The sequence below is a fragment of the Paenibacillus sp. Y280 genome, from assembly GCF_056786335.1.
The window spans coordinates 211,529-235,695 of the sequence record NZ_JBXCIW010000001.1 but is presented as its reverse complement, the minus strand read 5'-3'; the positions used below and the strand labels follow the sequence as shown (position 1 = coordinate 235,695).

Genomic DNA, 24,167 nt, shown 5'->3' with positions numbered 1-24,167 from the left:
ATCAAATTGGAAGGCATGCAGCCGCTGCGCTTGTGTTTTGGGGCGGAAGCGGCTTGCCTGATGAGTACAGAAAACGCAGCTGCTCGGAAGCTCCGGCAAAGTGTAAAGGAGGAAAGACACGATGTCCAAACTAATTGTAGCTCCATCGGCTGAACCGGATCGTGAAGGAAGCCTCATGCGAATTACACCGGAATCGGCCGGTTGGCAATATGTCGGCTTTGAAATGATTCGTCTCTCGAAAGGGCAGGACTTACACAGAGAAACGGCGGATAAGGAAGTGTGTCTCGTACTGCTCAGCGGAAAAGCAGATGTCATAACCGCTGAGCAGGAATGGCGTGAAATTGGCGAGCGGATGAATGTTTTCGAGCAAATCCCTCCTTATTCCGTATACGTTCCTAGCGGCGACAGCTATCATATTCATGCGCTCACCGAGCTTGAAGTGGCCGTATGCTCCGCACCAGGTTACGGAAACCACAAAGCAAGGCTGATTGCGCCTGCTCAGGTTGGAACCGAAACGCGCGGCTATGGAAACATCGAGCGGCGTATTCATAATATTTTGCCAGAATCGGAGCCTGCGGACAGTCTGCTCGTTGTGGAGGTATTTACGCCGAACGGCCATTGGTCAAGCTACCCGCCGCACAAGCACGATCAAGATAATCTTCCTGCGGAGTCGCTGCTCGAAGAAACCTATTATTTCCGGGTACAGCCGGAGCAGGGGTTTGCTATGCAGCGCGTCTATACCGACGACCGCTCCCTTGACGAGACGCTCGTTGTGAAGAATGGTCAAGCTGTCATGGTTCCGCGCGGCTACCATCCGGTATCCGCGCCTCCGGGCTATGATTGTTATTATTTGAATGTCATGGCTGGTCCGACTCGCATTTGGAAGTTTCATAACGACAAGGATCACGAATGGATGATGACGAAACCTTAAGATGACAGCATGCGGAATCTCAGCTTAATATAATCGGAGAAGCTTGCCTAGCAGTGCATAGCATCTTTTAGGCAGACCGCTCAAGTTCATTGGAGGGAATGCGTATGGCTGCAAGTTTAAAATTTCGTCAAGACGGCACTTTTAATATTTTACAGTTTACGGATATGCATCTCGGAGACGGCAAAGAGGAAGAGCGCGAGGATGATGAGCGAACGACTGCTTTAGTTCGCAGCATCATTGCGGCGCAGAAGCCTGATCTCGTCGTGTTAACGGGCGATATGATATGGAGCGACGGCGTTGCCGATCCAAAGGCATCCTTTCGCAGAGCTATTGCTCCCGTAGTTGAATCCGGAGTTCCTTGGGCAGCCGTGTTCGGCAATCATGATGCTGAGGCAGGGGTAACCAGAGAGGAGCTTCTTGCTATACAGCAAGAGGATGTCAATTGCCTTACTGAAGCCGGACCAGAGGACATCAATGGGATAGGCAATTTTATGTTAAAAGTGATGAACGCGAGTGGAGCCGAGGATAAGGCAGCGCTTTATTTCTTCGACTCCGGCATCAATGCGCCGGAACCGATTGGCGGCTATGCTTGGATTCACCCGGATCAAATCAGATGGTATACAGAGCAATCCAAGCAGCTTACCGCTCAAAACGGCGGTCCGCTTCCATCGTTGGCCTTTTTCCATATTCCGATACCTGAATACGATGCGGCGTGGAACGGAGAGCAAGTGACGGGCACCCGCGAGGAAAATGTGGAGTGTCCAAAGGTAAACACAGGCTTGCTCGGGGCGATGGTACATTCAGGCGATGTGATTGGCACTTTCGTCGGCCATGATCATGACAACGATTATTGCGGCACTTTGCACGGAATAAGGCTTTGTTATGGACGGGCAACTGGATACAATTGCTATGGAAAGCTGCCGAAGGGCGCCAGAGTCATTCGACTTGAGGAAGGAAAACGGGCATTCGATACATGGATCGTTCAAGCTGATCAAGTGGATAAGAGCAACCATGAGGGATAAGAGGTGTATTTTATGAAAAAAAGATTTAATCCGATCGGATTTAGACAGGTTCATCTTGATTTTCATACATCAGAGCATATTACGGGCGTAGGCAGAGACTTTGACGAGGAGCAGTTCGTTGCCAGCTTGAAGCAGGCGAAGCTTGATACGATAAATGTTTTTGCGATGTGCCATCATGGCTGGAGCTATTATGACACGGCGGTCGGCAAGCCGCATCCGCATTTGGAAACAAATTTGCTGCCAAGAATGCTCGAAGCATGCAAGCAGAACGACATTGAGGCGCCGATCTATATAACGGTCGGATTTAATGAGCTTGCTGCCAGAGAGCATCCTGAATGGGTAGTGGTGAAGGAGGATGGCGACCCTTACGGCCCTCCGAAAGCGACAGAGGAGACAAGTCTTCTTACCGGCTGGGATGGCTGGCATATGCTTTGTCTGAATTCTCCTTACCTTCAATATATACTGGACTACACTCGCGAGGTAATGGAGCGCTTCCAGCCTGTCGGTATTTTCTACGATATCGTAGGCGAATATCCTTGCTTATGCGCAAGCTGCCGCAGCAGCCTGAAGGAGCAGGGGCTTGATGAGAACAATCCAGAGCACCGCATGCAGCTCGCCAAGCAGACTTATTTGAACTATTTGAAGGCGACATCGGAATTGATTTGGTCGATCAACCCGGAGACACGTCTTTATCATAACTGCACGACAGAGAGAATGGGCGACAAGCAATATCATGAATATTATTCGCATTATGATATCGAATCGCTGCCTACCGGCGGGTGGGGGTACGATTATTTTACAAGCATGGTTCGGTATATTCGCAAGCAGGACTTTCAGTATCTCGGCATGACCGGGAAGTTCCACAAGTCGTGGGGAGAGTTCGGAGGCTTCAAAAGCCCGGCTGCGCTGCGATATGAATGCCAGCAGATGATTTCATTCGGAGCCCGAATCTGCGTCGGCGATCAGCTTCACCCGAGCGGCCGCATGGACGAAGAAACGTACCGGATTATTGGGGAAGCGTTTGCGGATGTTGAAGCGAAGGAGGAATGGTGCCGCGATACGGAGAGCATCGCTGAAATCGCCATTCTTTCAGCTAACGCGCTCAATGGAGCCGAGGACAGCAGAACGAGCGATATGGGCGCTTATATGATGCTGGAGGAAGGCCATTACTTATTCGATATGATCGACGATCTAGCTGATTTCTCATCTTACCGCATCTTGATTTTGCCAGATCAGATCAGGTTGAACGATGCGTTGCAGCAAAAGCTGGAGCGTTATACCGCAGGCGGAGGAAAAATCATTCTAAGCGCGCAGAGCGGTCTTAAGGCAGATCATGATGAATTCGCGCTTGCCGTTGGGGCGGAGTTCCAAGGGAAGTCCGAGTGGGAGCTCGATTATACTTTAGTGTCGAAGCAGCTTGGGGATCGGTTTGTATCCTCGCCGTTTATTAACTATGAGTCCGGTTACCGGGTTGAGGTAGGCGGGGCTGAGGTGCTGGCGAGCTCTTACAGACCTTACTTTAATCGGACCTACGGACATTTCTGCTCCCATCTGCATGCTCCAGCAGCGGAAGAAGCGGGCTATCCGGCAGTCATTCAGCATGAAAATATCGTCTATATCGCTCAGCCTTTGTTCCGTCTATATCGGAATCATGGCATGCAGCTGTACAAAGATTTGCTTCTGAACATCATCAAGCAATTGCTGCCGGAGCCGATCCTGACAACATTCTTGCCTTCCGCTGGAAAAGTGAACTTGACGAAGCTTGCGGGCGAATCGGATTATGTGCTGCATTTGCTGTACGCGGTGCCTATTCTACGCGGCGACACGCAGGTTATCGAGGATGTGCCGGCTTTAAGCAACATCTCCGTTCGGGTCAAGCTGGACAAGGCTGTAACGGGTGTGCGGCTGCTGCCGGAAATGGTAGATGTTCCATTCGTGCAAGACGAGGAAGGTTATACGTGCATCTCGGTTGATGTTCATAGCCACCGGATGGTTCAGTTTCAAGTTTAATTTGTATGGCTGAGGCTTTGGAAGTCTCAGGATGATGCATAGCCGATTGTAGAACATCGGACGCTCCTAATGTGGATAAATCTAGAAACTAGATCTATTTTTAGCAAACCGGCCTCAATCATAGAAATAAGTCTAGAAAATAGACCTAATGCATTCGTGTCGCACATGTGCATTAGTTGCCTATTTAGAGCATGTTCAACGTTTGTTCGAGAGAGCATCAGCTGAGTTAAAATAGGACGAAGCAGCTAGATCACGCTGCTCCGTCCTTTTTCTTACTGTTAGTCTTCGCTGAACACTGGCTTTATATGAAGCTCGAAGCGGAATTGCTTCTCGTTCAGACGGTATTGATCCAGCAGCGCTGGTCCGCAGGAATTTGATCCGACGCCGCTCATTTTGTAATCAAGATGAACGATGGTTTCCATCCGCCTCTTTAATTCATGATTATGAGCAGCGACCGTAAGGTCAAGCGGCGTATAGTGCGACGCGTTGAACGAGAACGGCTCAGGCGAGGCGAATTTCAAGCCCATCCCTTGCTCGCTCGATATGACCGCCCAATTGGTGCCGTAACGCGAGCCATTCTCCTGCGGCATGATGTAAGGCTCGAACATTCTAGCGTAGATTGGCTTAAAAGTGACCATTCGCAGCTGTAAACCTTCATAACTGCTCGGTCGTATCCTAGCTCCTCCCATTGCTTGCGGATATGCATATCATTGTCGATTGGAGCCCGCCAGATGTTGAAGGTCATCGGCTGCTTCAGCATCTCAATGCCGCTCCGGGTTATTTTCTCGAACGTCCCTTGGTCCAGATTAAAGGCGTAGCGGAATTCGAACCCATCTATCGTCAGCGATCAATCATTCTCAGCGACCTGCAGGGATAATGATGAAGGATAGGGTGGGCTAGCCGGCTCTGCGGATGGCTCAGCTTCAAACAGTGTGAACTGCGTGAACGCTACCTCATAGCCCATCTCCGCCCATGCTGTTTGCTGGTTCATCCAGCAGGACAAAGTAAGTGTATAACAGCTATCCTGCGATTTGGGCCAAGCATAAGGCAGCGTTACGAGCTGATGCTCATGCGCAGAGGCATCGAGCTGCCAGATTTGGCCTTGTTCGATGGTTGTGCCATCCTTCTCAACCTTCCAGTGCAGGCCGAGATGGGACAGATCGATAAAATCATGCAAATTGGTGATCTTTAGCTTGCCGCCTGACAAGTCAACCGCTTCGATATGAATCGGTGCCATAACCTGCTTCAGCTCAAGCAGCCCGGTATGCGGCCTGCGATCCGGATAAACGAGTCCGTCGATGATTCTATATTCTCATGGCCTCCATAATGGGGAGCCGCACTTTCGTAATGCACAAGCCTTGAGTCATCTCTTTGTTGAATCCCGACCATGTCGGATACTCACAGAAACAGCTCACTCGGCTGTTTAGAAATGCGCTGCAAATGACGCCATTGCAATATTTGCAGCGATTGCGGCTTAGAACAGCCGCGCTTCTGCTCGCCGAGCAGCCGAATATGACGATTAGGCAGGCTGCCTCCTATATCGGGATGGAGCCGGTCTATTGTACGCGATTGTTCCGCCGGGTCTACGGGATAACGCCTTCCGAATCAAGGGTGGAGCGACGCGAAGCGGAGTGAGCTGATCAACAGCCGTTTAACGAAACTTGAATCTGCTTTGAAAATGCCATGGCACCTCGAACTGGTCGTATTCACCGGTCAGAAACTTATAGTCCGGGCAGCATAAAGGACGTTCCGCCAACCGGTCGACCCAAGGTGAATAGGTGCGAAAATAAATCCGGCCGGCGGCTTCGTCGAATTCCGCCAAACACAACAAAATCAAACATAAAACCACTAAATGCGATCATACGCTTATACTGTTTTCTTGATGTTTAAACAAGGCGCATCAATTGTAAATAATGCTTTTATTAGTTTACAACGTGTCTGCAAGTACGATAAAATTAAAAAAGTAAATCCACATTAATCCACAACATATATAACTAACAATCGATAAATGAGGTGCGTAGCAGTGTCGGTTTTAGCAGAAGAACGCAAACAAATGATTATAAAGCTACTGAATTCGGAAGGGAAGGTCCGAGTCATTCCGCTCGCGGAGCACTTTGACGTATCGCCAGAAACGATTCGAAGAGATTTGGACGTTCTGGAGAAGGACGGGCTGCTGCGCCGCGTATACGGAGGAGCGACGAAGCCATTGTTCCAAACCTCCGAGGCGCCATTTACGCAGAGGCAATTGAAGTATGTCAAAGAAAAAGAAGCTATCGGACGCCGCGCGGCTGAGTTAATTGAAGACGGAGATACAATCGCGATTGACGTCGGTACGACGGCGCTCGAGCTGGTCAAGGCGATTACGGGCCGCAGGCGGCTGACGGTACTGACTAACAGTGTTTCCGTGGCAACAGGATTGATGGACGGCGTCAACCAAGGAAGATTTAGCGGAAAGATTATTTTGCTTGGCGGGGAGCTTAATCCGGAACAGCAATCGATCAGCGGTTCCATCTGCGAGAGGACGATGCAGCAATTCCGCGTCAGCAAAGCCTTCTTGTCAGTAGGCGGCATCTCGATATCCGGAGGCATCAGCGATTATGATCCGGACGAGGCTTCGATGTCGCGCATTTTCGCACAGACGGCTGAGCAGGTTTATGTTTTGGCAGACCATTCGAAGCTTAGTGTCATTGCGTTTACGCATATGCTATCGTTCGAGGAAGTGGACTCGGTCATATCCGACAGTCCATGCCCAGAGGGCTGGGCGGAGCATCTTGCGGCTAATGAGGTCGAGTGGATCGAAGCTCCGTTAGCGGAATAGTCATCCAACTAGAGCGAGCCGATTAAAATATAGGGCTGTACTATGCATTTTATAATGCGTGTACAGTTCTTTTTTTGTGGGATCAAACATAAATACTATATAATCACACATTATCGGGCATGGAAATACATGCATGAAACATTCATGAAACTTTGATGAAACGTTGATAAAACGTTGATAAATCAGCAATATTTAATCTCTAGATAACAAAAGATAGAATGTTTGTATTGATTGTGTTAATGTTTGATCAAACATATTGTCAAATGACAAGTAACATAATACGATGTGATTGTCTCCCGTGGCATGGCCAGCAGAAGGGCAGACAACGAAAAAAGGAGCAGAAGCATGCAATTGAAATGGGATGGACATACACACACTAATTTTTGCCGTCACGGCAGCAGCGCAAGCATGGAGCTTTATTTGGAGCAAGCAGTCCGGCTTGGATTTCAGCGGTACACGTTCAGTGAGCATCCCCCGCTGCCAGCAGGCTACATCGACGATCTTCCTCTGATGGCGCAGCTGGCGATGAAAGAAGAAGAGCTGCCGCTTTATTTTGAACAAGCAAGAAGAGCAAAGGAACGCTACATTGATCAGATCGAAACGACGATTGGGCTCGAACTTGATTACTTGCCTGAGGATCCCGACTTTGCCTTGCGGTTGGTCGACAAATACGGTGAGCGGTTAGAGGATGTTGTATTTTCGGTTCATTATCTTCCCGGAATCGGCGGCAACCAGTGTATTGACTACACGCCTGAGACGTTCAAGGACAAGCTGATCGAATATTACGGATCGATGGATAAGGTTGCTGATGAGTATTACAACCATGTCGAAGCGGCTATCGAATGGTCTTCGGATCTTCCGTGCCGCAAAAGAATCGGGCATATCAATTTGATTGAAAAATTTCATCTGGCGCTGCCGGAGCTGGACGAGACCCTCGTTAAGCGTCGATTGAACGGCATTTTGCCAAAGCTGGAAGCGGCCGGAGCGGGTGTGGACGTGAACACGGCAGGCTTCAGGAAGCCGACGTGCGGAAGAGCTTATGTACCGGAATGGTTCATGCAAGAATGTCTGCAGCGAGGAATTCCGCTCGTTTACGGCTCGGATTCTCATAAGCCTGATGAAGTTGGAGCTGGCTGGGACTGGTTCGAGCGGACATTAAATGAAGCAGGAAAAGTGATCAGCAGAAATTTGGAAAAGAGGTGATTGCTCCCTCATGGTTACAAACCCGACTGTCAAATGGTTGAGAAGAGTCGTTGCACATCGTTATTTATACATCATGCTCATTCCTTGTCTCGTGTTTTTTGCTATATTTAGCTACATTCCAATGGCAGGATTGCTTCTCGCGTTTAAGGAGTACAAGTTCAACATGACCATTCTGAACAGTCCTTGGGTCGGTCTTGAATATTTCAAAAGGTTTTTCGAGGATTATCAAAGCGGGCAGCTTATTCGAAATACACTCATCATCAGCTGCATGAAGCTCTTTCTTGGAATGCCGTTTCCGATAATATTGGCGTTGATGTTCAACGAAGTAAGAAACAAATGGTTTAGGGGATTCACGCAGAGCATCATGTATTTACCGCATTTTCTATCCTGGGTCATTATCGTTGGCTTGATGCAGCGGATTTTTGCACCGGAGATCGGAATCGTTAATGAAGTGATCAAATGGTTCGGCGGAGACGGCAGTACTTTTTTTGCAATGGATGCGAAGTATTTTTACCCGATGATGTTCTGGAGCTACATCTGGCAGACGGCTGGCTGGGGTTCGATTATCTACTATGCTGCAATAACCGGTATTAATCCCAATCTATTCGAAGCAGCAAAAATAGACGGAGCGAGCAAATGGCAAGAAATTCGCTATGTTGCGCTGCCATCTATTATGCCGACAATCGTAATCGTATTTATTCTTTCGCTTGGCGGCATTATGACGGCGGGCTTTGATCAGCTTTATTTGATGAGAACCCCGGGCAATATGCATTTAGCTGACGTCCTGGACACCTATATCATTCGCGTCGGCATTCAGAGCGCGCAATTTGGCTACGCGACGGCTGTTGGTCTCATGCAAGGTTTAATCGGACTTGTGCTTGTTGTCCTCGCTAATCGGGCAAGCCGAAAGCTTTCGGACAATGCGCTATGGTAAGCAAGTATTCCATTGGAAGAGCGTTTAAGACGTTTTTCATAAATCTATCAAGCTGATGAGGAATGGGAGAGGGATTCTACATGAAAAGATGGAGCATGCTGCTCATTACACCGATTGTCGCTGGTTTGCTGCTGGCAGGCTGTACGGGAAATGCGGGCAATGAGAAACCAAACACGGAGAACTCGCAGGACAATTCGGCAGCAGCAAAGCCGGTTACTTGGATTGCCGATCGTACGATTAAAGGACTTGTTTTTATGGACAGCGACATCAACACAGAAATGAACCCTGAAATTGCTGCCAAGCTCAAGGAAAAGACAGGAATTACGCTTGAGATGGAGGCGGTACAAGGCGGCGATTCGACCGAATTGCTCGCAGCCGGCATCGCATCTGGGGATTTGCCCGATTTCATCGCTTATTATTTGGATAACAGCGGACGTCCAGAGATGGCGGTTATTCTTAAAGCAGCTAGCGAAGGCATGTTTGCAGATTTGACCCCTCTGTTTAAAGGGACGAAAGTATACAGCAAATATTTGGAGGAAGGCTACCTTCCGAAGGACACGCAATTCGGGTCGATGTTCCGGCCTGAATTCAACGGCTCGTCCTACCTGGCCCATATGAATATTTGGCGCCAACCAGGCTACAATTCCCGTAAATATGTTTCTGGTCCATATATTCGCAAGGATATCGCAGACGCGCTGAAAATCGATCCAAGAGAAATCCATACTGCGGAGCAGTTATACGAGCTGGCGAAGAAAATCAAGGCTGGCGGCTTTAAGGATAATAACGGCAAGGATATTTACCCAATTGGACCTGACTACTACGGTGGCAGAGAAGATAGCTTGCTATATTCTGATCTAGTATGGGGCGAAAGCGATCAGCTCATCAAGCGCAATGCGGAAGGCAAAATCGTACATGAGAGCCAAACGGAATTTCCAATGAAGCGGGTTGCATTCATGCAGAAGCTTTTGGATGAAAAACTGATGGACCCTGAGTTTTTCACAATGGAAGAGACACGGGCAACAGAGGGCGCTTTGAATGGCTCATTCGCGATTATCGGCATGCACAACTACATTGATTTTAACAATGACGGGCATTATTTGCCGATTGGGCCTCTGAATAGAGCGGATGCCCCTTACCAAATGTCAGTGCCTTACAAGACAGCCTATGGCGCATGGTCGATTCCGGCAACAACGGAGCGTCCAGAGGAAGTTGTTAAATTCGCAGATTTTCTCGCAAGCCGCGAAGGAAAGCTATTGTGGCAATACGGACTCGAACGAAGAGATTATACGCTTGATGAGAATGGCAATCCGATTGTGAAGCAAGAAGTGCTCGATCTCAAAAAGAATGATCCGGACTCAGCGTTAAAGCTAGGCTTTGCAGTCGCGGGCAACACATGGGGCGAGGCGCTTGGCGCGACTGACAAGGAACCTTTGGGTGATTTCGGTGAAATGTTCTACGGCGATGCCGTTAATCCGGATCTGAATGCCGGACCGGAGAAAATCGCGGAATATTGGAATTGGGATGAGAAGCGCAGCAACGCTCGCCTTGAAGATGGATACAGGCCATTGTCATTTCTATCCGATTATCCGAAGGGTGAGCAGCTCAAGGCGGCTCTGGACAATTACAAGGACAGCATGATAAGGGCTTATTACACAAAATCTCTTGATGAAGCAAAGAAGATAGTTGATTCAGCTTCTGAGCAGCTAAAATCCGCTGGATTGGACGAATATTTGGAGCTTCTTGAACAAAAGGACAAAGATATAAAAACAAAGCTCATCATGCAATAGGGCTTGAAACAGGCGTCTTCATCCTGAGATGGATGAGGGCGCCTCTCCTTCCTTGATGCGGCTAGAGAGGATGAACAGCGTTGAACGAAGCGTATAAATTATCTCCTGGGGAAAAGGCTTTCCGAATCATCAATGCCTTGCTTCTCATTCTGTTATGTTTATCCATCATTCTTCCTTTTCTGAATGTAATCGCATTAGCTTTCAACGAGGGCAAGGACGCGGAGAGCGGCGGCATTTACTTCTGGCCGCGCGCATGGTCGCTTGAGAACTTTGAAGAGCTGTTCTCTTCCGGTAATGTGTTGCAGGCTTTCTTCATTTCTTTATTCCGCACCGTAATAGGCACGGTATCCAGCGTTATCCTAACCGCGATGGCAGCTTATGCCTTGAAGAGCAGGACAATGCCTGGAGTCCAGCTGTTCACGATGGCGATTTTTTTCACAATGCTGTTCAATGGCGGCTTGATTCCTTATTATATTTTATTAAAAGATCTACATTTGACGAACTCCATCTGGGTTTATATTATTCCGTCGCTGTACAGCGTGTGGAATATTCTCATCATGCGGACATTTTTCCAACAGATCAGCGGAAGTCTCGAAGAAGCCGCTCGTATCGACGGTTACAATGATTTTTCGATTTTTTGGCGTATTATATTGCCTCTTAGCCGTCCGGTGATCGCCGTAATTAGCTTGTTTAATGCTGTAGGCCATTGGAATGATTGGTTTACGGGCGCATTTTTTGTTCGGAATGGAGATTTGAGACCACTGTCTACGCTGCTCCAGGAAATGCTGACCCGTCAGGAATCGCTGCGGCGGCTGCTTAATAACATGGCAAGCGGCGCGAACCTTGAGATGCTCGATAGAATGCATGTAACCGGAAATTCGCTCAAAATGGCGACAATCGTCATCGTGGTGACGCCTATTATAATGGTCTATCCCTTTATCCAGAAGTTTTTTGCAAAAGGCGTTATGATCGGATCTTTGAAAGAATAAGGAGGGAATTAATATGAATACGATGCCAACCTTTAAACTGCGAATAGGCGGAGCGGGTCAGGCCATTATTTTTCCTATCTATAAAGACAGCTTTGAGAATTCGCAAAGCGGCGTGCTGCTGAATTCGTTTCTTGAAAAGCATGAACCGCGGCAGCGGATGGGCGAGCGTGGACAATTTACATGGTTCTACGGACGCGGAGAGCAGCCGCATTATTTGTTCGTCGGTATGGGCGATGGCGGTCACGCTACAGCTTTTCATTTAACGGAAGCTGCAGGAGCTGCTGGTCGAGCGGCGGAGCGGGAAGGGCTGCAGTCGGCGGTTATTTCCTTTGAGGGGCTGGGCGTTCGGGCGGGCAATGATGTCGAAGAAGCAACATTCATATCAGCATGGGTAGAAGGCTGGCTGCTTGGGACATATGCTTTCGATCGTTACCGTACGAAAAAAACGCATCGCAGCGTTACATCCATCCTTTTCGAGGCGGAGGGTAAAGAGAGTCTGGCGGAAGCAGTTCGCCTCGGTGAAATTCGGGCGCAAGGCACGATGCTGGCCCGCGATCTGACTAACGAGCCTTCGAATGCGCTTACTCCACTAAAGTTTGCCGAACGTGTTCAGGAGCATTTTGAGGGCGAAGCGGTAAGTATTGCTATTAAGACGGGAGAAGAGCTGGAGCGTCTTGGTATGGCGGGTCTGCCGGCAGTCGGCCGCGGGAGCGTAAATCCGTCCGTATTCATGGACTTAAGGTATTGCACCGACCCTGCTATGCCTCTCACCGTTCTAATCGGCAAAGGCATTACGTTCGACACAGGCGGCATCAGCCTGAAGCGCGACAATGATATTAGCGATATGCGCATGGACATGGCGGGTGCCGCTGCTGTAATTGGTGCCTTGAGCATTGTCTCTGGTCGCGGCATCCCGGCGAATATCGCTGTATTGGTCGCTGCAGCGGAGAACGTCCCTGACGCCAATGCTTTGCTGCCAGGGGAGGTGCTAAGGTATGCGAATGGTACGACGGTGCAGGTTGGCAATACCGATTCGGAAGGTCGGCTGGTGCTGGCGGACGCTCTTGTGTACGCGGGTCAAATCGGCGCTCAGCGGGTCGTCGATATGGCAACGTTGACGTATTCATGCGGAGGTGCGCTCGGCTCGCTATTGGCTGGAATATGGGGAGACGACATGCTCGTGCAATCGATTCGGGCCATAGGCGAGAGTGTTGGGGAAAAATTATGGCAGCTCCCTCTCGTCGATGAGTATGAAGCTTATTTGAGAAGCGATTACGCCGACATTTGCAATATCAGCCGCGTAGGCGAAGCCGGAGCTATTACGTCTGCTCTGTTTCTGCGCAAGTTCACAAGCTCTTCGTATAAGTGGGCGCACATCGATATGAACGCGTTGAAGGAATCGTCCGACAGCAAGGGTCATATAGTTGTCGGCGCAACTGGCTATGGGACGAGACTGCTCGCCGAATGGATTGCGAGCGGCGTCTAAAGATGTAAAATGAGATCATACCATTCCCTGTGCTGCATTAAATGAGAGAGTTCCGGATAAAGTGCAAAAAAGCCTCCAAATCCACTATACAAGTGGGCTTGGAGGCTTTTTTGGGCAGGTTGATTGTTGTGACAGCGTTATAGATTCTGCTTATGTGGTACGGAAAAAATGCATAGGAGCACATATGCGCATTACAGCAACGAATGGGCCGTACCTGAAACAACTAAAGGCTATAAGTAGCAATACTATTCGGTTGTTTAGACCGAATGAGTGCATATCTATAAATGGGGCATATTCCAAGCTAGTTAGCCGCATATGAGACAGCCTCTACTCTATTTAATGACCCGAAGCTTCATGGTCGTTGGATAGCTTTAGCACGTCAAACACTTTGAATAGCAGGCTAAGCACAATCGCAACTACGGTAGCGAGCGCCATCCCCGAAAGGGAGAAATCGCCGATTGTAAGATTCACGCCGCTAAGGCCAATAACAAGCACGACTGTCGTTAAGAACAGATTGGTAGGCTTGCTGTAATCCACCTTGGATTCAACGAGCATCCGAAGGCCGGAAGCCGCGATTACGCCGAACAGCAGCAAGGAAACGCCGCCCATAACCGGTCCTGGAATAGCGGAAATGAGCGCCGAAAATTTCCCGGAAAATGAAAGCACGATCGCAATAACCGCCGCGCCTCCAATAACAAAAGTCGAGTAGACCTTCGTGATCGCAAGCACTCCGATATTTTCTCCATAGGTCGTGTTAGGCGTGGAGCCTACAAATCCGGATAGGATGGTAGAAATCCCGTTGCCCAGCATGGACCGGTGAAGGCCTGGATCCTTCGATAGGTCTTTGTCTACGATGTTGCCGGTGACGACCAAGTGCCCGATATGCTCAGCGATGACGACAAGCGCCGCAGGCCCAATAGCGATGATCGCCGACCACTGAAAGACGGGGGTGGTGAAATGCGGAAGCTGAACAACACCGCTCTCTGCCACGTTGCTGAAATCGGCAAAGCCCATGAAATAGGCAAGTACATAACCGGTTACGATACCGATCAGAATCGGGATAATCCGCATGAAGCCACGGAACAGCACCGAGCCGAGCACCGTTACAGCAAGGGTGATGGTCGAGAGGGCTACAATTTTTGGATCTGGCGACCATACTGCAGTAGATGAAACATCTGCAGGTCTAATCCAGCCAGCCATCCGTGCCGCGACCGGGATAAGCTCTAAACCGATAATCGCGACGATTGCACCCATTGCTGCAGGTGGAAATACAACATTGATCCAGCCGGTACCGGCTGCTTGAATGATAAGTGCGACGACCGTAAAGATGACGCCCGATATAATAAATCCGCCAAGAGCAGCCTCATAGCTGCCGCCAGATGCGTGATCACCGATAACGGCGCCTGCTGGCGCGAGAAAAGCAAAGCTTGAGCCGAGATAAGCTGGAATTTTGTTGTTGCAAATCCAGAGATACAGCAGCGTTCCGATCCCGTTCATGAGCAAACAGATTGCCGGATCAACGCCGAGTATATTCGGTACGAGCACGGTGGAGCCAAACATAGCAAATAGATGCTGCAAGCTCAGCAGAAAGCTTTGCAGACCAGGAGGCCTTTCGTGAACCCCAATTGCGTTTTTCATGAGAATAAGCTCCTTCAAGGATAGGTTGTCTATTTTTGACCTTTGTCGATTCTACATAGTTCAGCAATGGTTTGGCAAGTGTTTTCTTATCATAGGTTAGACATAAACGAATACATTAATGATAAGGAGGAGGTGACACAGGATGGAATTGTGGGCGATCTGGCTCATTCTCGCTGGCATATTGGTAGTCGTGGAGATGCTAACGCTTACGTTTTATTTGCTGTGGCTCGGCATCGGCGCCTTTGTTGCTGCTGTTATTGATTGGTTTTGGCCAGGGTCTCTTGTGCTTGAACTGGTAGCTCTCTGCATCGCTGCACTCATATTGACGATCTTTACGGGACCGATTACTAAGCGCTTTCATTCCTCGCGGGGCTTTAAGGATGCCGTGGACGAGCTTGTTGGCAAGCAAGGAATCGTGCTTGAGGAGGTAACGGGAGAAGCGCCCGGCATCGTCAAAGTAGGAAATGAAACGTGGAGCGCGGTGTCCAACGAGCCGTTGTTAAAAGGAGAGTCTGTTAAAGTCGTCAGTCGCGGAAGCGCAGTGCTCCAAGTTGAGAAATGGGGAGGCTAATGATTAATGGGTCTAATCGTAGCGATCATTTTGCTTGCAATCGTCGTCGTATTCGTCGCTTTATCAATCAAAATCGTACCGCAGCAACGGATAGGCGTTGTTGAGCGTCTCGGGAAGTTCAACAGGCTGCTGACGCCTGGCGTCAATATACTTATTCCGATTATCGATCATGTTCGGACGTACCATGATTTGCGGATTCAGCAAGCGAACGTGCCGCCGCAGACGGTCATTACGAAGGATAACGTTCAGGTGAAAATCGATACGATCATTTTTTATCAGGTGACCGGTCCGGAGCAGGCAACCTATGGCATATCCGATTACGTATACGGCGTGCGCAATATTAGTACGGCCACGATGCGGCAAATTATCGGCAAAATGGAGCTGGACGAGACGCTGTCCGGACGCGAGAAAATATCGTCGGATATTCGGATCGCGCTTGATGAAGCGACTGAGAAGTGGGGCGTACGCATCGAGCGGGTCGAAGTGATCGACATTCAGCCTCCGGTTGATATTCAGGATGCGATGGATAAGCAAATGAAAGCGGAGCGAAGCAAGCGTGCGATGGTGCTCGATGCGGAAGCGGCGAAGCAGGATATGATTTTGCGCGCCGAGGGCGATAAGCAAAGCAAAATATTAAAGGCGGAGGGCGATAAGGAAGCGCGTATTCGTCAAGCGGAAGGGCAGCGACACGCCCAGGAGCTTGAGGCGCTAGGGGAGGCGAAGGCAATCCAAGCGATAGCCGAGGCGGAGAAAAACCGGATCGAGCTCATCCGCTCCGCCGGCCTCGACGAGAACGTGCTGACGTACCGCTCGCTTGAGGCGCTTACCGATATAGCCCAGGGTGCGGCAAATAAAGTGTTCATTCCAACTAGGGCAGTCGATACGCTTGGCAGTATAGGAGCTATTGGAGAAATGCTGAAAGCAAGCAAATAGCGGCAGCTAGAGCTAGTACGGATTTCTATATAAAATGTCCCATGAGCGGCTTCGGCTGCTTTTGGGGCATTTTTATTTCGTTCCAAGGTGCCCGGGACGATTGGCGCCGAGAAGTGAAAGTCAGTTGGTTTGGAGTACGAATCGTAACATTCTTGGCTAGTTCTACCATTTAATCAGCTTTAAACTACATTATATTTCTGGAGATCCGAGATCGTTTACTGTTCGTGTGAACGACGGGGCTAGCGACCGCTGCGACCTTCCGAAAACAGCGGATTGGAATACGCGGGGTAAAAGACGGTCATGGCAAAGGCATCCAAGTGACGAGAGCGTCAAGCTCGCATCATTTTCAAGAATGGGCATAGATTCCTCTAAGGGGATAGTTGCTTGGATTTATGGAGTGGTCAGGAATGGCGCTTAATGCCTGAGGATGCTGAGCATCGTATTGAGCTGGCGCCGGCTGAGTTTAAGCTTCTGCTTTACAAACAAGCATAATCGCGATAAAGACGGCTTAATTCGCAGATAATCGAAGGGAATAGGTTGTTATTAAAGTAAAATAAGAAAATTTGCCAAATATCCGTGACCTTTGCCTGACTTTCTCGTATTATCCCCTAAGCCATTACTTTGAAAAATATAACAGTCGCTTGAAAGGGGAGAGATGTCATTGAGCTTTACGGATCAGAATCAAAATCAAGAACAGAATCTTGGTATGAGCGGTCGCAAGCCGCCGGAATTAAGACCGGCCACGGTGAAGAAAATCATCATAGGGATCGTTGCGGCAGTAGTTGTCATCCTTATAGGAACGTCATCCTTCTATACGGTGCAAGAGCAAGAAAGGGCAGCCATTCTAACGTTTGGCAAATATTCGGGGGAAACCTCGGCAGGACTGCACTTCAAATGGCCTTATCCGATTCAGCAGGTTATTACCGTTCCGGCAGAGCTGACACAGCGGATTCATATCGGCTATCGTCAGGAAGGCAGCGAGGCGATTCCCGTCGATGAGGAAGCGATGATGATTACGGGTGATGAAAATATCGTATCGGCAGACGCGGTTGTGCAGTGGAAGATAAGCAATATTCACGATTATTTATATAACATCTCGGACGCTGAGCAGTTTTTACGCAATGCGGCAAGCTCTTCAATCCGCTCCGTCATTGGCTCGGAGAAGCTTGATTATGCGATCACGGACGGTAAGACGGTCATCCAGGACAAGGTAAGGGTGAAGCTGATCGAGCTGCAGGCCAAGTACAAGACTGGCATTCAGATCATTGATATCAAGTTCCAGGATATTGAGCCGCCTAGCGGTCAGGTAGCCGAAGCCTTCCGCGAAGTGACGAACGCGCGCGAGGAGAAAAATACGAAAATCAATAATGCCGCGAAGTATGAGAATGACCGCATACCGAAGGCGCGCGGAGAGGCGCAGGCGCTGCTTGAGAATGCGGAAGGCCAGAAGAAATCGCGGATCTTGAACGCGGAGGGTGACGTTGCCAAGTTTAATGCGATATTCGGAGAGTACAAAAAAAATCCGAATGTTACCCAAAGCAGGCTCGTGCTGGAGACGCTAGAGAAAATTTTGCCGAATGCCAAAATATTTATTACGAATTCCAACAGCGATACGGTAAATTACTTGCCGCTAAATGAGCTGCTGCGCAGCGGATCAGGCAGCACGGCGACTCCGCCTGCAACAACTCCGCCAGCCACAGAAGCTCCGCAAGGAGGTGGCGCACAATGAAACGAAACCAATGGTTAACGCTAATTATCGTGCTTGTGGTCGTTATTTTGGGCTCAGGCTCGATGTATATCGTGAAGGAAGGCGAATACAAGGTTGTGCTTCGGTTCGGAGAAGCGATGAGAGCTGTGCCTGAGCCAGGCCTTAAGTTCAAGATTCCGTTCATTGAGAACGTATCGACGCTGCCTAAGTACCAAATGACTTATGAGAGCAGCCCGACTACGATTTTGACGAAGGATCAGAAGCCGATCGTAGTAGATAACTACACGGTATGGCGCATCACCAACGCATCGCAGTTCCTAAGAACGGTGCAGTCGGTAAGCGGCGGTATTCAGCGGATTGATGAGGCGGTATACAACTCCGTTCGACGCAAGCTGTCGGAGGTTAATTACGATAATATCATCAGCGAAAATACAGCGCGCGGCAACATCAATGACGAGATTACGAAGGATGTTGTTTCCGCTTTGACAAGGGATAATTACGGAATCGAAGTTATTGATGTCCGCATCAAGCGCACTGATTTACCGGAGGAAAATAAGCAAAGCGTATACAACCGGATGATTTCGGATCGCCAATCGATTGCGGCCCGCTATTTGTCAGAGGGAGACGAGGAGTCGCGCAAAATTACTTCCAAGGCGGATCGCACCGCGACGGAGCTGCTTGCACAGGCTCAAGCCGATGCCAAAAAAATCGTCGCTGAAGGCGAACGTGAAGCAGCCGTTATTTATAACAAAGCCTATGGCAGTGATCCGCAGTTCTACAATTTCTACCGGACGCTGGAAAGCTACTCGACCACTTTGCAAAATGAACCGGTCATCATGATTCCGATTGATTCGCCTTATGCGAAAATATTGTTAGGCCAATAAAAAAAACGTGTTCTATTCGTTAGTTGAATAGAACACGTTTTTTGGTATGCTTACAGGCTGCCGCATGATTTGCGAATAATTAACTCGGTATCAACGAGATAGTCAGGTGATCCTAATTTCTATTCCACTTATTGTAATATTGACACACATGATGTAAACTACTTCTACCAAATAGTGTGTTTGGAAGGGTAGAAGTAAAATGACATGCACATGTAGAGAAAACATTGAAAAATTAAGAAAAGAAATGACTGAAGCTTATGATAATGTCCACTCTTTCATAGATGCATCTGTTCTTACTGCAAGCCAAGCCCTAGATGATGCGCTTGTCGAATATAGGAAATGCCCAAATTATGAATTGTGCAACACTGAACGATGGAGACAAGTCAAGAAGGATACTTTGTGCAACAATAATGATGAAGTCAAAATAATCGCTGTTTAAAAAGCCCTCGACCAATTAAGGTCAAAAGCTTTTATTTATTCAATAATCCGAGTCGATCCAGTATGACTGCCAATTGCTCATGGGTTACGGCATAAGAGCTGCCATTCATCTCGCAAAGAACAGTAGAATCAGCCCAAATCTTCATCGGCGCACTCCCGATCCTAATCGTCTACCCGTTTCTCCAAACGTTTTTTGTGAAAGGCTTGATTATGGGCTTGGTAAAGGAGTAATCGCTGAATTAAGCTAGTTCCAGCTCATCAGTGTCGATAGTACGATCAACAGAAGCGCTATCAGCAAGCACCTCCGGACGAAAGCGCATTATTCATCAACTTTACTCCGTGCGGGTGTCCAGAGGGCGCAGCGCCTCGGGGCCCTCCCTTGGCTGGTAGGGTTTGGGAGGGTACGGAACGCCTTTGAAGGTTTGGCAGTAAACGCCCTTGAAGGTCTGGCAGTAATTCTTTAATGGTTCAATGCATCAGGCCTTGCAGCCAAGCGCTTATTAACCCGAATACTAATCATCCGATCGATAAAATACGCCCCTGCTATGAAGATTAAAAACAGATTCGGATATCCGTATCGGGAGAAGGCGACGAAAGGTATATAAATAACGGTGAAATAAGCCAGCGTCAGCAGCAAAAGCAAATAGGGTATATTGCGCTTCCTAATGGCATTGACTAGCATGAGCACCAAGCCTGCGGTACCGATTAGCGTCATAAGCGTATGCATTGGATAGACGTACGCAATTGGGATGTCGAACACCGTTCTCCAATAGTAAGGTCCGAGATACAGCCCTTTTATTTTATCGGTCGTATACCATTTCAAATAATCCATTGGCTGGTTCGTAAAGCCGTAGCGCATAATTTTTTTCGCTGTTTCTGCCAAAGCATCATCAGAGCCTAGAAACAAGCTGGCCCTATCGCGTCCTGGATATTCCGGGTGAGCGTCGAAGAACGGCTGCGCGGGAGCTGCATTATTAATTAAAGCTCCTAAAAGCATAGGATTTCCAGCTGACTTGGTGAACGGAATAAACTCATCAAACGTAATGTAGTTGCGTATCCACCAAGGACAGAGCAGCAGCACCATCGTTATGGATATGACAATCGTATGCTTAACGATCGTCTTCCAGGAAACTTTATTGAACAGCCATAATAGAAATAATACGACTGGAAAAAGTCCGGTATGCGGTTTAAAGTAACAGCCTAATATGACGAGAACCGCGACGATGATGTAATGCTTCGTTTTATTGCTCTTTAAAGCAAGCAGGCTGAAGCAGATTAACAGCATAAATATCGTTCGGAATATCGTCTCGGACAAAATAACACCAGAAGAGAAATAATCTGGCAAATATAGCGCGGTTGCGATACTGGCAATAAGAGCGGCTCTGCTGTTAAACAGCTGATTCGCAATGACAAAAATAAGATAAACAGAGAAAGCCTGCAGCGCTGCCTGCAAAATTCGAAATGCGATCACAGCTGCTTCACCTTGTCCGAAAATCAACATTAAACCAGACAAAACAAAGGGCATCCCAGGCATAATGAAGGAGGACGGCGACTCGCCGCTATTATAAGCAAGCGTATGCTTATTCAACAAAATTTTGGCGCTGTCTACGTACTTCACGTCATCATTATTTAATTTTTCATAGGTGCCGAGCAAAAAATGATCACCATAAATAAGAACGGATGCTGTGCTGATTGCGAATACGAGCAGAATAGTTACGAGAAGACTAGTTCGGATAGGCTTTGATACTTGACTTAAATTAAACAATTACTACACACCTTTCAATTGTATTAAAACCATTATAACGAATATATTAACTACATTATAACGAATAAAAGATGTAAAATGTTCCAGCTGAAGTGTTCATTCCTTCGATTTACTATATTTTCTATCTATAAGCATTCGTACAATTGCTATAGATCTTCCTCACATATAGTAAATGGAGGTGAACACTAGTGTACAAAAAAAATTATGCCAGCCGTAATATACAAGGAAAACTGCGAGTATGTGAATACTTATCGGCAAATCCAAAGCTGGAAAGTTACGTGCCGCAAACCGTTTCGTTTAGCCTTGAGCATCTGGAGATGATGATTAACCGCTATGGTATGGCTTATGTTAAGCCCAACATAGGCTCTCATGGGATCGGCATCTTTAAGGTCAAACGGAACGATTCGGGGTATGAGCTGTATGAAATTGTGAAAAAGAAACAAGTACGCAGTCACTACAAGTCAATTTCTGAAGTCTATGATCGAATGAAAAAGCAGGGATCGGCTAGGCTGATTATTCAAAAAGGGATATCATTGGATCTCGTAAACGATTGTCCATACGATATTCGGGCGATGGTGCAGCGGAAGCCAGGAGGCACTTGGGTTTGCACGGGATTAATTGTAAAAGTCGGAGCACGCAATAAAATCGTAACGAACTATTATCAAGGCGGCACTATTTTATCGATGAAAAAGCTGGGGAAAAAACAAGGCCTGTCAGCAGGGGAAATTGAAAGCCGCGTAACGAAGCTTAACCATGTTGCCCTGCAAATCGCGCAAACCTTGAGCAAGAAACGATCTGGCATGCATGAGCTAGGCGTCGATTTTGCTTTCGATAAGCTGCAGCATCTATGGGTGCTGGAGGTGAACTCTAATCATCCGCAATTTTATCCGCTTAAGCAGCTCGACCCAGCTGCTTATCGCAAAATGAAACGTTTAGCGGTCAGCTACGGCAGACGCGATGCTTAAGAAGAAAGAAGAGCAGCAGGTCATGGCTATTGCCTTGATCAGCTGCTCTTTTTTGTAACAGATTAATTGATTGCGCTTACTTCTATGATTGAAAAGTATCATTTTTAGTTGTTCAGATAGCTATTAGTGTTTTTGGTATCACGATAAAATACAAGGAGAACAACAAGAGCAAGGGGGATTGAGTAGTGGCGCAGCTTTCAGTTAAAGACGAACTAGTAATTAAACCAAAAACTAAAAACGTTTTCATCCGATTCTTGAAGCAAATCGACATCCAGATGATGGTGTTGCCTGCATTGTTACTCACTATAGTGTTTAGCTACATTCCAATGTATGGCGTATTGATGGCTTTCCAAGATTACAGCATCTTCAAAGGTTTTTTTGCAAGCGAATGGGTCGGTTTGAAGCATTTCGACATGTTTTTCAACTCTCCGGAGTTTTTTGAAGTCATGCGAAATACGATCATCATCAGCTTATTGAAGTTCTTTATAGGATTTCCGGCACCTATTGCATTAGCGTTAATGCTTAACGAAGTGAAGAACATGATGTTTAAGCGTATCGTGCAAACGGTAAGCTATCTGCCTCACTTTTTATCATGGGTAATCGTTGCGGGATTGATCATGTCGATGCTCTCGACGGATAATGGCAGCGTTAATATTTTGCTTCAGGAAATGAATTTTATAAAAGAGCCGATAAATTTCTTATCGCTTCCAGAGTTATTCTGGTCGATTCTCGTTTCGACCGGCGTTTGGAAGGAAATCGGATTTGGCTCCATCGTATACTTAGCGGCTATCGCCGGCATCGACCCAAGCATGTACGAGGCAGCATCAATGGACGGAGCGAGCAAATTCAAACAAATCTTTTTGATCACCTTGCCTTCCATCATGCCGGTTGTCCTTATCTTTATGATTCTGGCGATTGGGAACCTGTTGAATGCAGGCTTTGAGGACATTCTCCTGCTTGCCGTCAACCCGGTGCTCCGAGACGTCTCCGATGTTATCGATACGTACGTTTACCGAGTCGGTATTCAAAGCTCAAGGTACTCGTACGCAACTGCGGTAGGCCTATTCAAAGCTATTATCAGCGTTGGACTTCTGACGATGGCGAACTATATGGCACGCAGAGCCGGCAGCAGCTTGTGGTAGACTATAATTAGCCCGGAAAGGCGGATGATTCAGTGATCAGGCTCAGCTTTGGAGACCGCGTGATGACGGTAACCTTCTACATTTTATTAACACTATTAGCTTTTATGACCTTCTATCCTTTCTGGAACGCGCTGGTCATTTCCTTTAACAAAGGCATAGACACGGCGCTGGGTGGCGTAACCTTTTGGCCACGTGTCTGGACACTTGAGAATTACGGCATTGTTTTGAAAGATGAAAGAATGATCGGTGCTTTCCTGATTTCTATCTTACGGACGGTTGTAGGTACGATTACATCGATTCTCTTTACAGCTGTTTTCGCATATGGCCTCTCTAAGAAAGAGCTGATTGGCCGGAAGTTTTACATGATCCTATGCATTATTACGATGTATTTCAGCGGCGGACTTATCCCTTACTTTCTATTGATCCGTGAGCTGCAACTGATGAATACGTTCTGGGTTTTCATCATCCCGACGCTGGTCAGCGTATGGAACATGATCATATTCAGAACCTTTTTCCAAGGCTTGCCTGCTGGTCTTGAGGAATCGGCGAAAATCGATGGAAGCGGCAACTGGGGCATCTTTTTCCGAATTGTTGTTCCGCTCTCTGGACCGGTTATTGCAACGCTATCGCTATTTACCGCCGTTTACCATTGGAATGATTGGTTCGGTCCAAGTATTTTCATTACCAATGAGAAGCTGATTCCTATACAAACGATGCTTAAGCAAATATTGAATTCGAACATCGTTTCGGATCAAATGGCTTCCCTAGATTCAGCAGCACAAGGTCATATGGCGAAAATGAAATCGGTTACCAGCAAGTCGTTGTCTATGGCGACGATGATGGTAGCTACCATCCCAATCATTATGGTGTACCCGTTCGTGCAAAAATACTTCGTAAAAGGCGTTCTGGTTGGATCGTTGAAAGAGTAGCAGCAAGCGTATGA

22 protein-coding genes and 2 pseudogenes are annotated in these 24,167 nt (G+C 47.8%); 19 read left to right on the top strand and 5 right to left on the bottom strand.

The annotated features are described in order from the left end of the window. Nucleotides 1-121: 121 nt before the first annotated feature. From iolB to AC1TPC_RS01100, 3 genes are all read left to right on the top strand, one after another. On the top strand, nt 122-931 hold the full coding sequence (gene iolB / locus AC1TPC_RS01110; protein WP_482065034.1) for a 5-deoxy-glucuronate isomerase: 810 nt from the start codon (nt 122-124) through the stop codon (nt 929-931). 104 nt (nt 932-1,035) lie between these two features. Then, nucleotides 1,036-1,953: a metallophosphoesterase family protein gene (locus tag AC1TPC_RS01105; RefSeq protein ID WP_482065033.1), complete on the top strand. Its 918-nt coding sequence runs from the start codon at nt 1,036-1,038 to the stop codon at nt 1,951-1,953. Nucleotides 1,954-1,965: 12 nt separating this feature from the next. Continuing rightward, a complete protein-coding gene (locus AC1TPC_RS01100; protein WP_482065032.1) occupies nt 1,966-3,963 on the top strand; it encodes a beta-galactosidase trimerization domain-containing protein in 1,998 nt (665 codons plus the stop codon). 278 nt (nt 3,964-4,241) lie between these two features. Here AC1TPC_RS01100 and AC1TPC_RS01095 read toward each other — a convergent pair whose 3' ends face one another. The 3 genes and pseudogenes from AC1TPC_RS01095 to AC1TPC_RS01085 all read right to left on the bottom strand — a co-directional run bounded on the left by AC1TPC_RS01095 (nt 4,242) and on the right by AC1TPC_RS01085 (nt 5,200). Then, on the bottom strand, nt 4,242-4,601 hold the full coding sequence (locus AC1TPC_RS01095; RefSeq protein WP_482065031.1) for a beta-galactosidase small subunit-related protein: 360 nt from the start codon (nt 4,599-4,601) through the stop codon (nt 4,242-4,244). Nucleotides 4,602-4,645: 44 nt separating this feature from the next. Continuing rightward, a pseudogene (locus AC1TPC_RS01090) lies at nt 4,646-4,729 on the bottom strand (hypothetical protein); the annotation flags it as partial. Nucleotides 4,730-4,810: 81 nt separating this feature from the next. Next, on the bottom strand, nt 4,811-5,200 hold the full coding sequence (locus tag AC1TPC_RS01085; RefSeq protein WP_482065030.1) for a DUF4981 domain-containing protein: 390 nt from the start codon (nt 5,198-5,200) through the stop codon (nt 4,811-4,813). A 134-nt stretch (nt 5,201-5,334) separates the two neighbouring features. Between AC1TPC_RS01085 and AC1TPC_RS01080 the strand changes: the two genes are divergently transcribed. The 7 genes from AC1TPC_RS01080 (at nt 5,335) to AC1TPC_RS01050 (ending at nt 13,180) form a co-directional block, all read left to right on the top strand. Then, the gene (locus tag AC1TPC_RS01080) at nt 5,335-5,598 is read left to right on the top strand and encodes a helix-turn-helix domain-containing protein (protein WP_482065029.1); all 264 of its coding nucleotides are present in this window, start codon (nt 5,335-5,337) and stop codon (nt 5,596-5,598) included. A gap of 388 nt (nt 5,599-5,986) precedes the next feature. Continuing rightward, complete coding sequence (locus AC1TPC_RS01075; RefSeq protein ID WP_482065028.1) at nt 5,987-6,781, top strand: DeoR/GlpR family DNA-binding transcription regulator; 795 nt, start codon at nt 5,987-5,989, stop codon at nt 6,779-6,781. Between the two features lie 345 nt (nt 6,782-7,126). Next, on the top strand, nt 7,127-7,984 hold the full coding sequence (gene hisJ / locus AC1TPC_RS01070; protein WP_482065027.1) for a histidinol-phosphatase HisJ: 858 nt from the start codon (nt 7,127-7,129) through the stop codon (nt 7,982-7,984). Between the two features lie 10 nt (nt 7,985-7,994). Next, nucleotides 7,995-8,918, top strand: coding sequence for an ABC transporter permease (locus tag AC1TPC_RS01065; RefSeq protein ID WP_482065026.1), 924 nt, complete (start codon nt 7,995-7,997; stop codon nt 8,916-8,918). A gap of 80 nt (nt 8,919-8,998) precedes the next feature. Next, nucleotides 8,999-10,705, top strand: coding sequence for an extracellular solute-binding protein (locus tag AC1TPC_RS01060; RefSeq protein ID WP_482065025.1), 1,707 nt, complete (start codon nt 8,999-9,001; stop codon nt 10,703-10,705). A gap of 80 nt (nt 10,706-10,785) precedes the next feature. Beyond that, nucleotides 10,786-11,694 carry a carbohydrate ABC transporter permease gene (locus AC1TPC_RS01055; RefSeq protein WP_482065024.1) on the top strand — a complete coding sequence of 303 codons (909 nt, stop codon included), beginning with the start codon at nt 10,786-10,788 and terminating at the stop codon, nt 11,692-11,694. A gap of 13 nt (nt 11,695-11,707) precedes the next feature. Continuing rightward, nucleotides 11,708-13,180 carry a leucyl aminopeptidase family protein gene (locus AC1TPC_RS01050; protein WP_482065023.1) on the top strand — a complete coding sequence of 491 codons (1,473 nt, stop codon included), beginning with the start codon at nt 11,708-11,710 and terminating at the stop codon, nt 13,178-13,180. A gap of 336 nt (nt 13,181-13,516) precedes the next feature. Here the strand turns inward: AC1TPC_RS01050 and uraA are convergent, their stop codons facing one another. After that, complete coding sequence (gene uraA / locus AC1TPC_RS01045) at nt 13,517-14,818, bottom strand: uracil permease (RefSeq protein WP_482065022.1); 1,302 nt, start codon at nt 14,816-14,818, stop codon at nt 13,517-13,519. Between the two features lie 142 nt (nt 14,819-14,960). Between uraA and AC1TPC_RS01040 the strand changes: the two genes are divergently transcribed. From AC1TPC_RS01040 to AC1TPC_RS01015, 6 genes and pseudogenes are all read left to right on the top strand, one after another. Continuing rightward, nucleotides 14,961-15,389 carry an NfeD family protein gene (locus AC1TPC_RS01040; protein WP_482065021.1) on the top strand — a complete coding sequence of 143 codons (429 nt, stop codon included), beginning with the start codon at nt 14,961-14,963 and terminating at the stop codon, nt 15,387-15,389. A gap of 6 nt (nt 15,390-15,395) precedes the next feature. Further along, nucleotides 15,396-16,322, top strand: a complete 927-nt coding sequence (locus AC1TPC_RS01035; RefSeq protein ID WP_482065020.1) for an SPFH domain-containing protein — start codon at nt 15,396-15,398, stop codon at nt 16,320-16,322. Nucleotides 16,323-16,983: 661 nt separating this feature from the next. Next, the gene (gene hflK / locus AC1TPC_RS01030; protein WP_482065019.1) at nt 16,984-18,051 is read left to right on the top strand and encodes an FtsH protease activity modulator HflK; all 1,068 of its coding nucleotides are present in this window, start codon (nt 16,984-16,986) and stop codon (nt 18,049-18,051) included. After that, on the top strand, nt 18,048-18,914 hold the full coding sequence (gene hflC, locus AC1TPC_RS01025) for a protease modulator HflC (protein WP_482065018.1): 867 nt from the start codon (nt 18,048-18,050) through the stop codon (nt 18,912-18,914). The genes hflK and hflC overlap by 4 nt, the downstream gene beginning before the upstream one ends. A 199-nt stretch (nt 18,915-19,113) precedes the next feature. Next, complete coding sequence (locus AC1TPC_RS01020) at nt 19,114-19,353, top strand: Spo0E family sporulation regulatory protein-aspartic acid phosphatase (RefSeq protein WP_482065017.1); 240 nt, start codon at nt 19,114-19,116, stop codon at nt 19,351-19,353. A 107-nt stretch (nt 19,354-19,460) separates the two neighbouring features. Further along, nucleotides 19,461-19,583, top strand: a pseudogene (locus AC1TPC_RS01015) (carbohydrate ABC transporter permease); the annotation flags it as partial. 229 nt (nt 19,584-19,812) lie between these two features. On the opposite strand, the gene AC1TPC_RS01010 reads toward AC1TPC_RS01015, so the two are convergent. Then, on the bottom strand, nt 19,813-21,117 hold the full coding sequence (locus tag AC1TPC_RS01010) for a glycosyltransferase family 39 protein (RefSeq protein WP_482065016.1): 1,305 nt from the start codon (nt 21,115-21,117) through the stop codon (nt 19,813-19,815). A gap of 188 nt (nt 21,118-21,305) precedes the next feature. On the opposite strand from AC1TPC_RS01010, the gene AC1TPC_RS01005 reads away from it, so the two are divergent. The 3 genes from AC1TPC_RS01005 (at nt 21,306) to AC1TPC_RS00995 (ending at nt 24,153) form a co-directional block, all read left to right on the top strand. After that, a complete protein-coding gene (locus AC1TPC_RS01005; RefSeq protein ID WP_482065015.1) occupies nt 21,306-22,082 on the top strand; it encodes a YheC/YheD family protein in 777 nt (258 codons plus the stop codon). A 185-nt stretch (nt 22,083-22,267) separates the two neighbouring features. Beyond that, nucleotides 22,268-23,224: an ABC transporter permease gene (locus AC1TPC_RS01000; protein WP_482065014.1), complete on the top strand. Its 957-nt coding sequence runs from the start codon at nt 22,268-22,270 to the stop codon at nt 23,222-23,224. 32 nt (nt 23,225-23,256) lie between these two features. Next, entirely contained in the window at nt 23,257-24,153 is an 897-nt protein-coding gene (locus tag AC1TPC_RS00995) for a carbohydrate ABC transporter permease (protein WP_482065013.1), read from the top strand. Nucleotides 24,154-24,167 lie beyond the last annotated feature (14 nt).

What these genes read in the sequence shown, in the direction of transcription:
- AC1TPC_RS01085 (WP_482065030.1), bottom strand. Translation starts at nt 5,200, where the DNA reads ATGGCACCGATTCATATCGAAGCGGTTGACTTGTCAGGCGGCAAGCTA.
- AC1TPC_RS01050 (WP_482065023.1), top strand. Translation starts at nt 11,708, where the DNA reads ATGAATACGATGCCAACCTTTAAACTGCGAATAGGCGGAGCGGGTCAG.
- AC1TPC_RS01020 (WP_482065017.1), top strand. Translation starts at nt 19,114, where the DNA reads ATGACATGCACATGTAGAGAAAACATTGAAAAATTAAGAAAAGAAATG.
- AC1TPC_RS01065 (WP_482065026.1), top strand. Translation starts at nt 7,995, where the DNA reads ATGGTTACAAACCCGACTGTCAAATGGTTGAGAAGAGTCGTTGCACAT.
- hisJ (WP_482065027.1), top strand. Translation starts at nt 7,127, where the DNA reads ATGCAATTGAAATGGGATGGACATACACACACTAATTTTTGCCGTCAC.
- AC1TPC_RS01105 (WP_482065033.1), top strand. Translation starts at nt 1,036, where the DNA reads ATGGCTGCAAGTTTAAAATTTCGTCAAGACGGCACTTTTAATATTTTA.
- hflC (WP_482065018.1), top strand. Translation starts at nt 18,048, where the DNA reads ATGAAACGAAACCAATGGTTAACGCTAATTATCGTGCTTGTGGTCGTT.
- AC1TPC_RS01060 (WP_482065025.1), top strand. Translation starts at nt 8,999, where the DNA reads ATGAAAAGATGGAGCATGCTGCTCATTACACCGATTGTCGCTGGTTTG.
- iolB (WP_482065034.1), top strand. Translation starts at nt 122, where the DNA reads ATGTCCAAACTAATTGTAGCTCCATCGGCTGAACCGGATCGTGAAGGA.
- AC1TPC_RS01035 (WP_482065020.1), top strand. Translation starts at nt 15,396, where the DNA reads ATGGGTCTAATCGTAGCGATCATTTTGCTTGCAATCGTCGTCGTATTC.
- uraA (WP_482065022.1), bottom strand. Translation starts at nt 14,818, where the DNA reads ATGAAAAACGCAATTGGGGTTCACGAAAGGCCTCCTGGTCTGCAAAGC.
- AC1TPC_RS01040 (WP_482065021.1), top strand. Translation starts at nt 14,961, where the DNA reads ATGGAATTGTGGGCGATCTGGCTCATTCTCGCTGGCATATTGGTAGTC.
- AC1TPC_RS01100 (WP_482065032.1), top strand. Translation starts at nt 1,966, where the DNA reads ATGAAAAAAAGATTTAATCCGATCGGATTTAGACAGGTTCATCTTGAT.
- AC1TPC_RS01095 (WP_482065031.1), bottom strand. Translation starts at nt 4,601, where the DNA reads ATGGTCACTTTTAAGCCAATCTACGCTAGAATGTTCGAGCCTTACATC.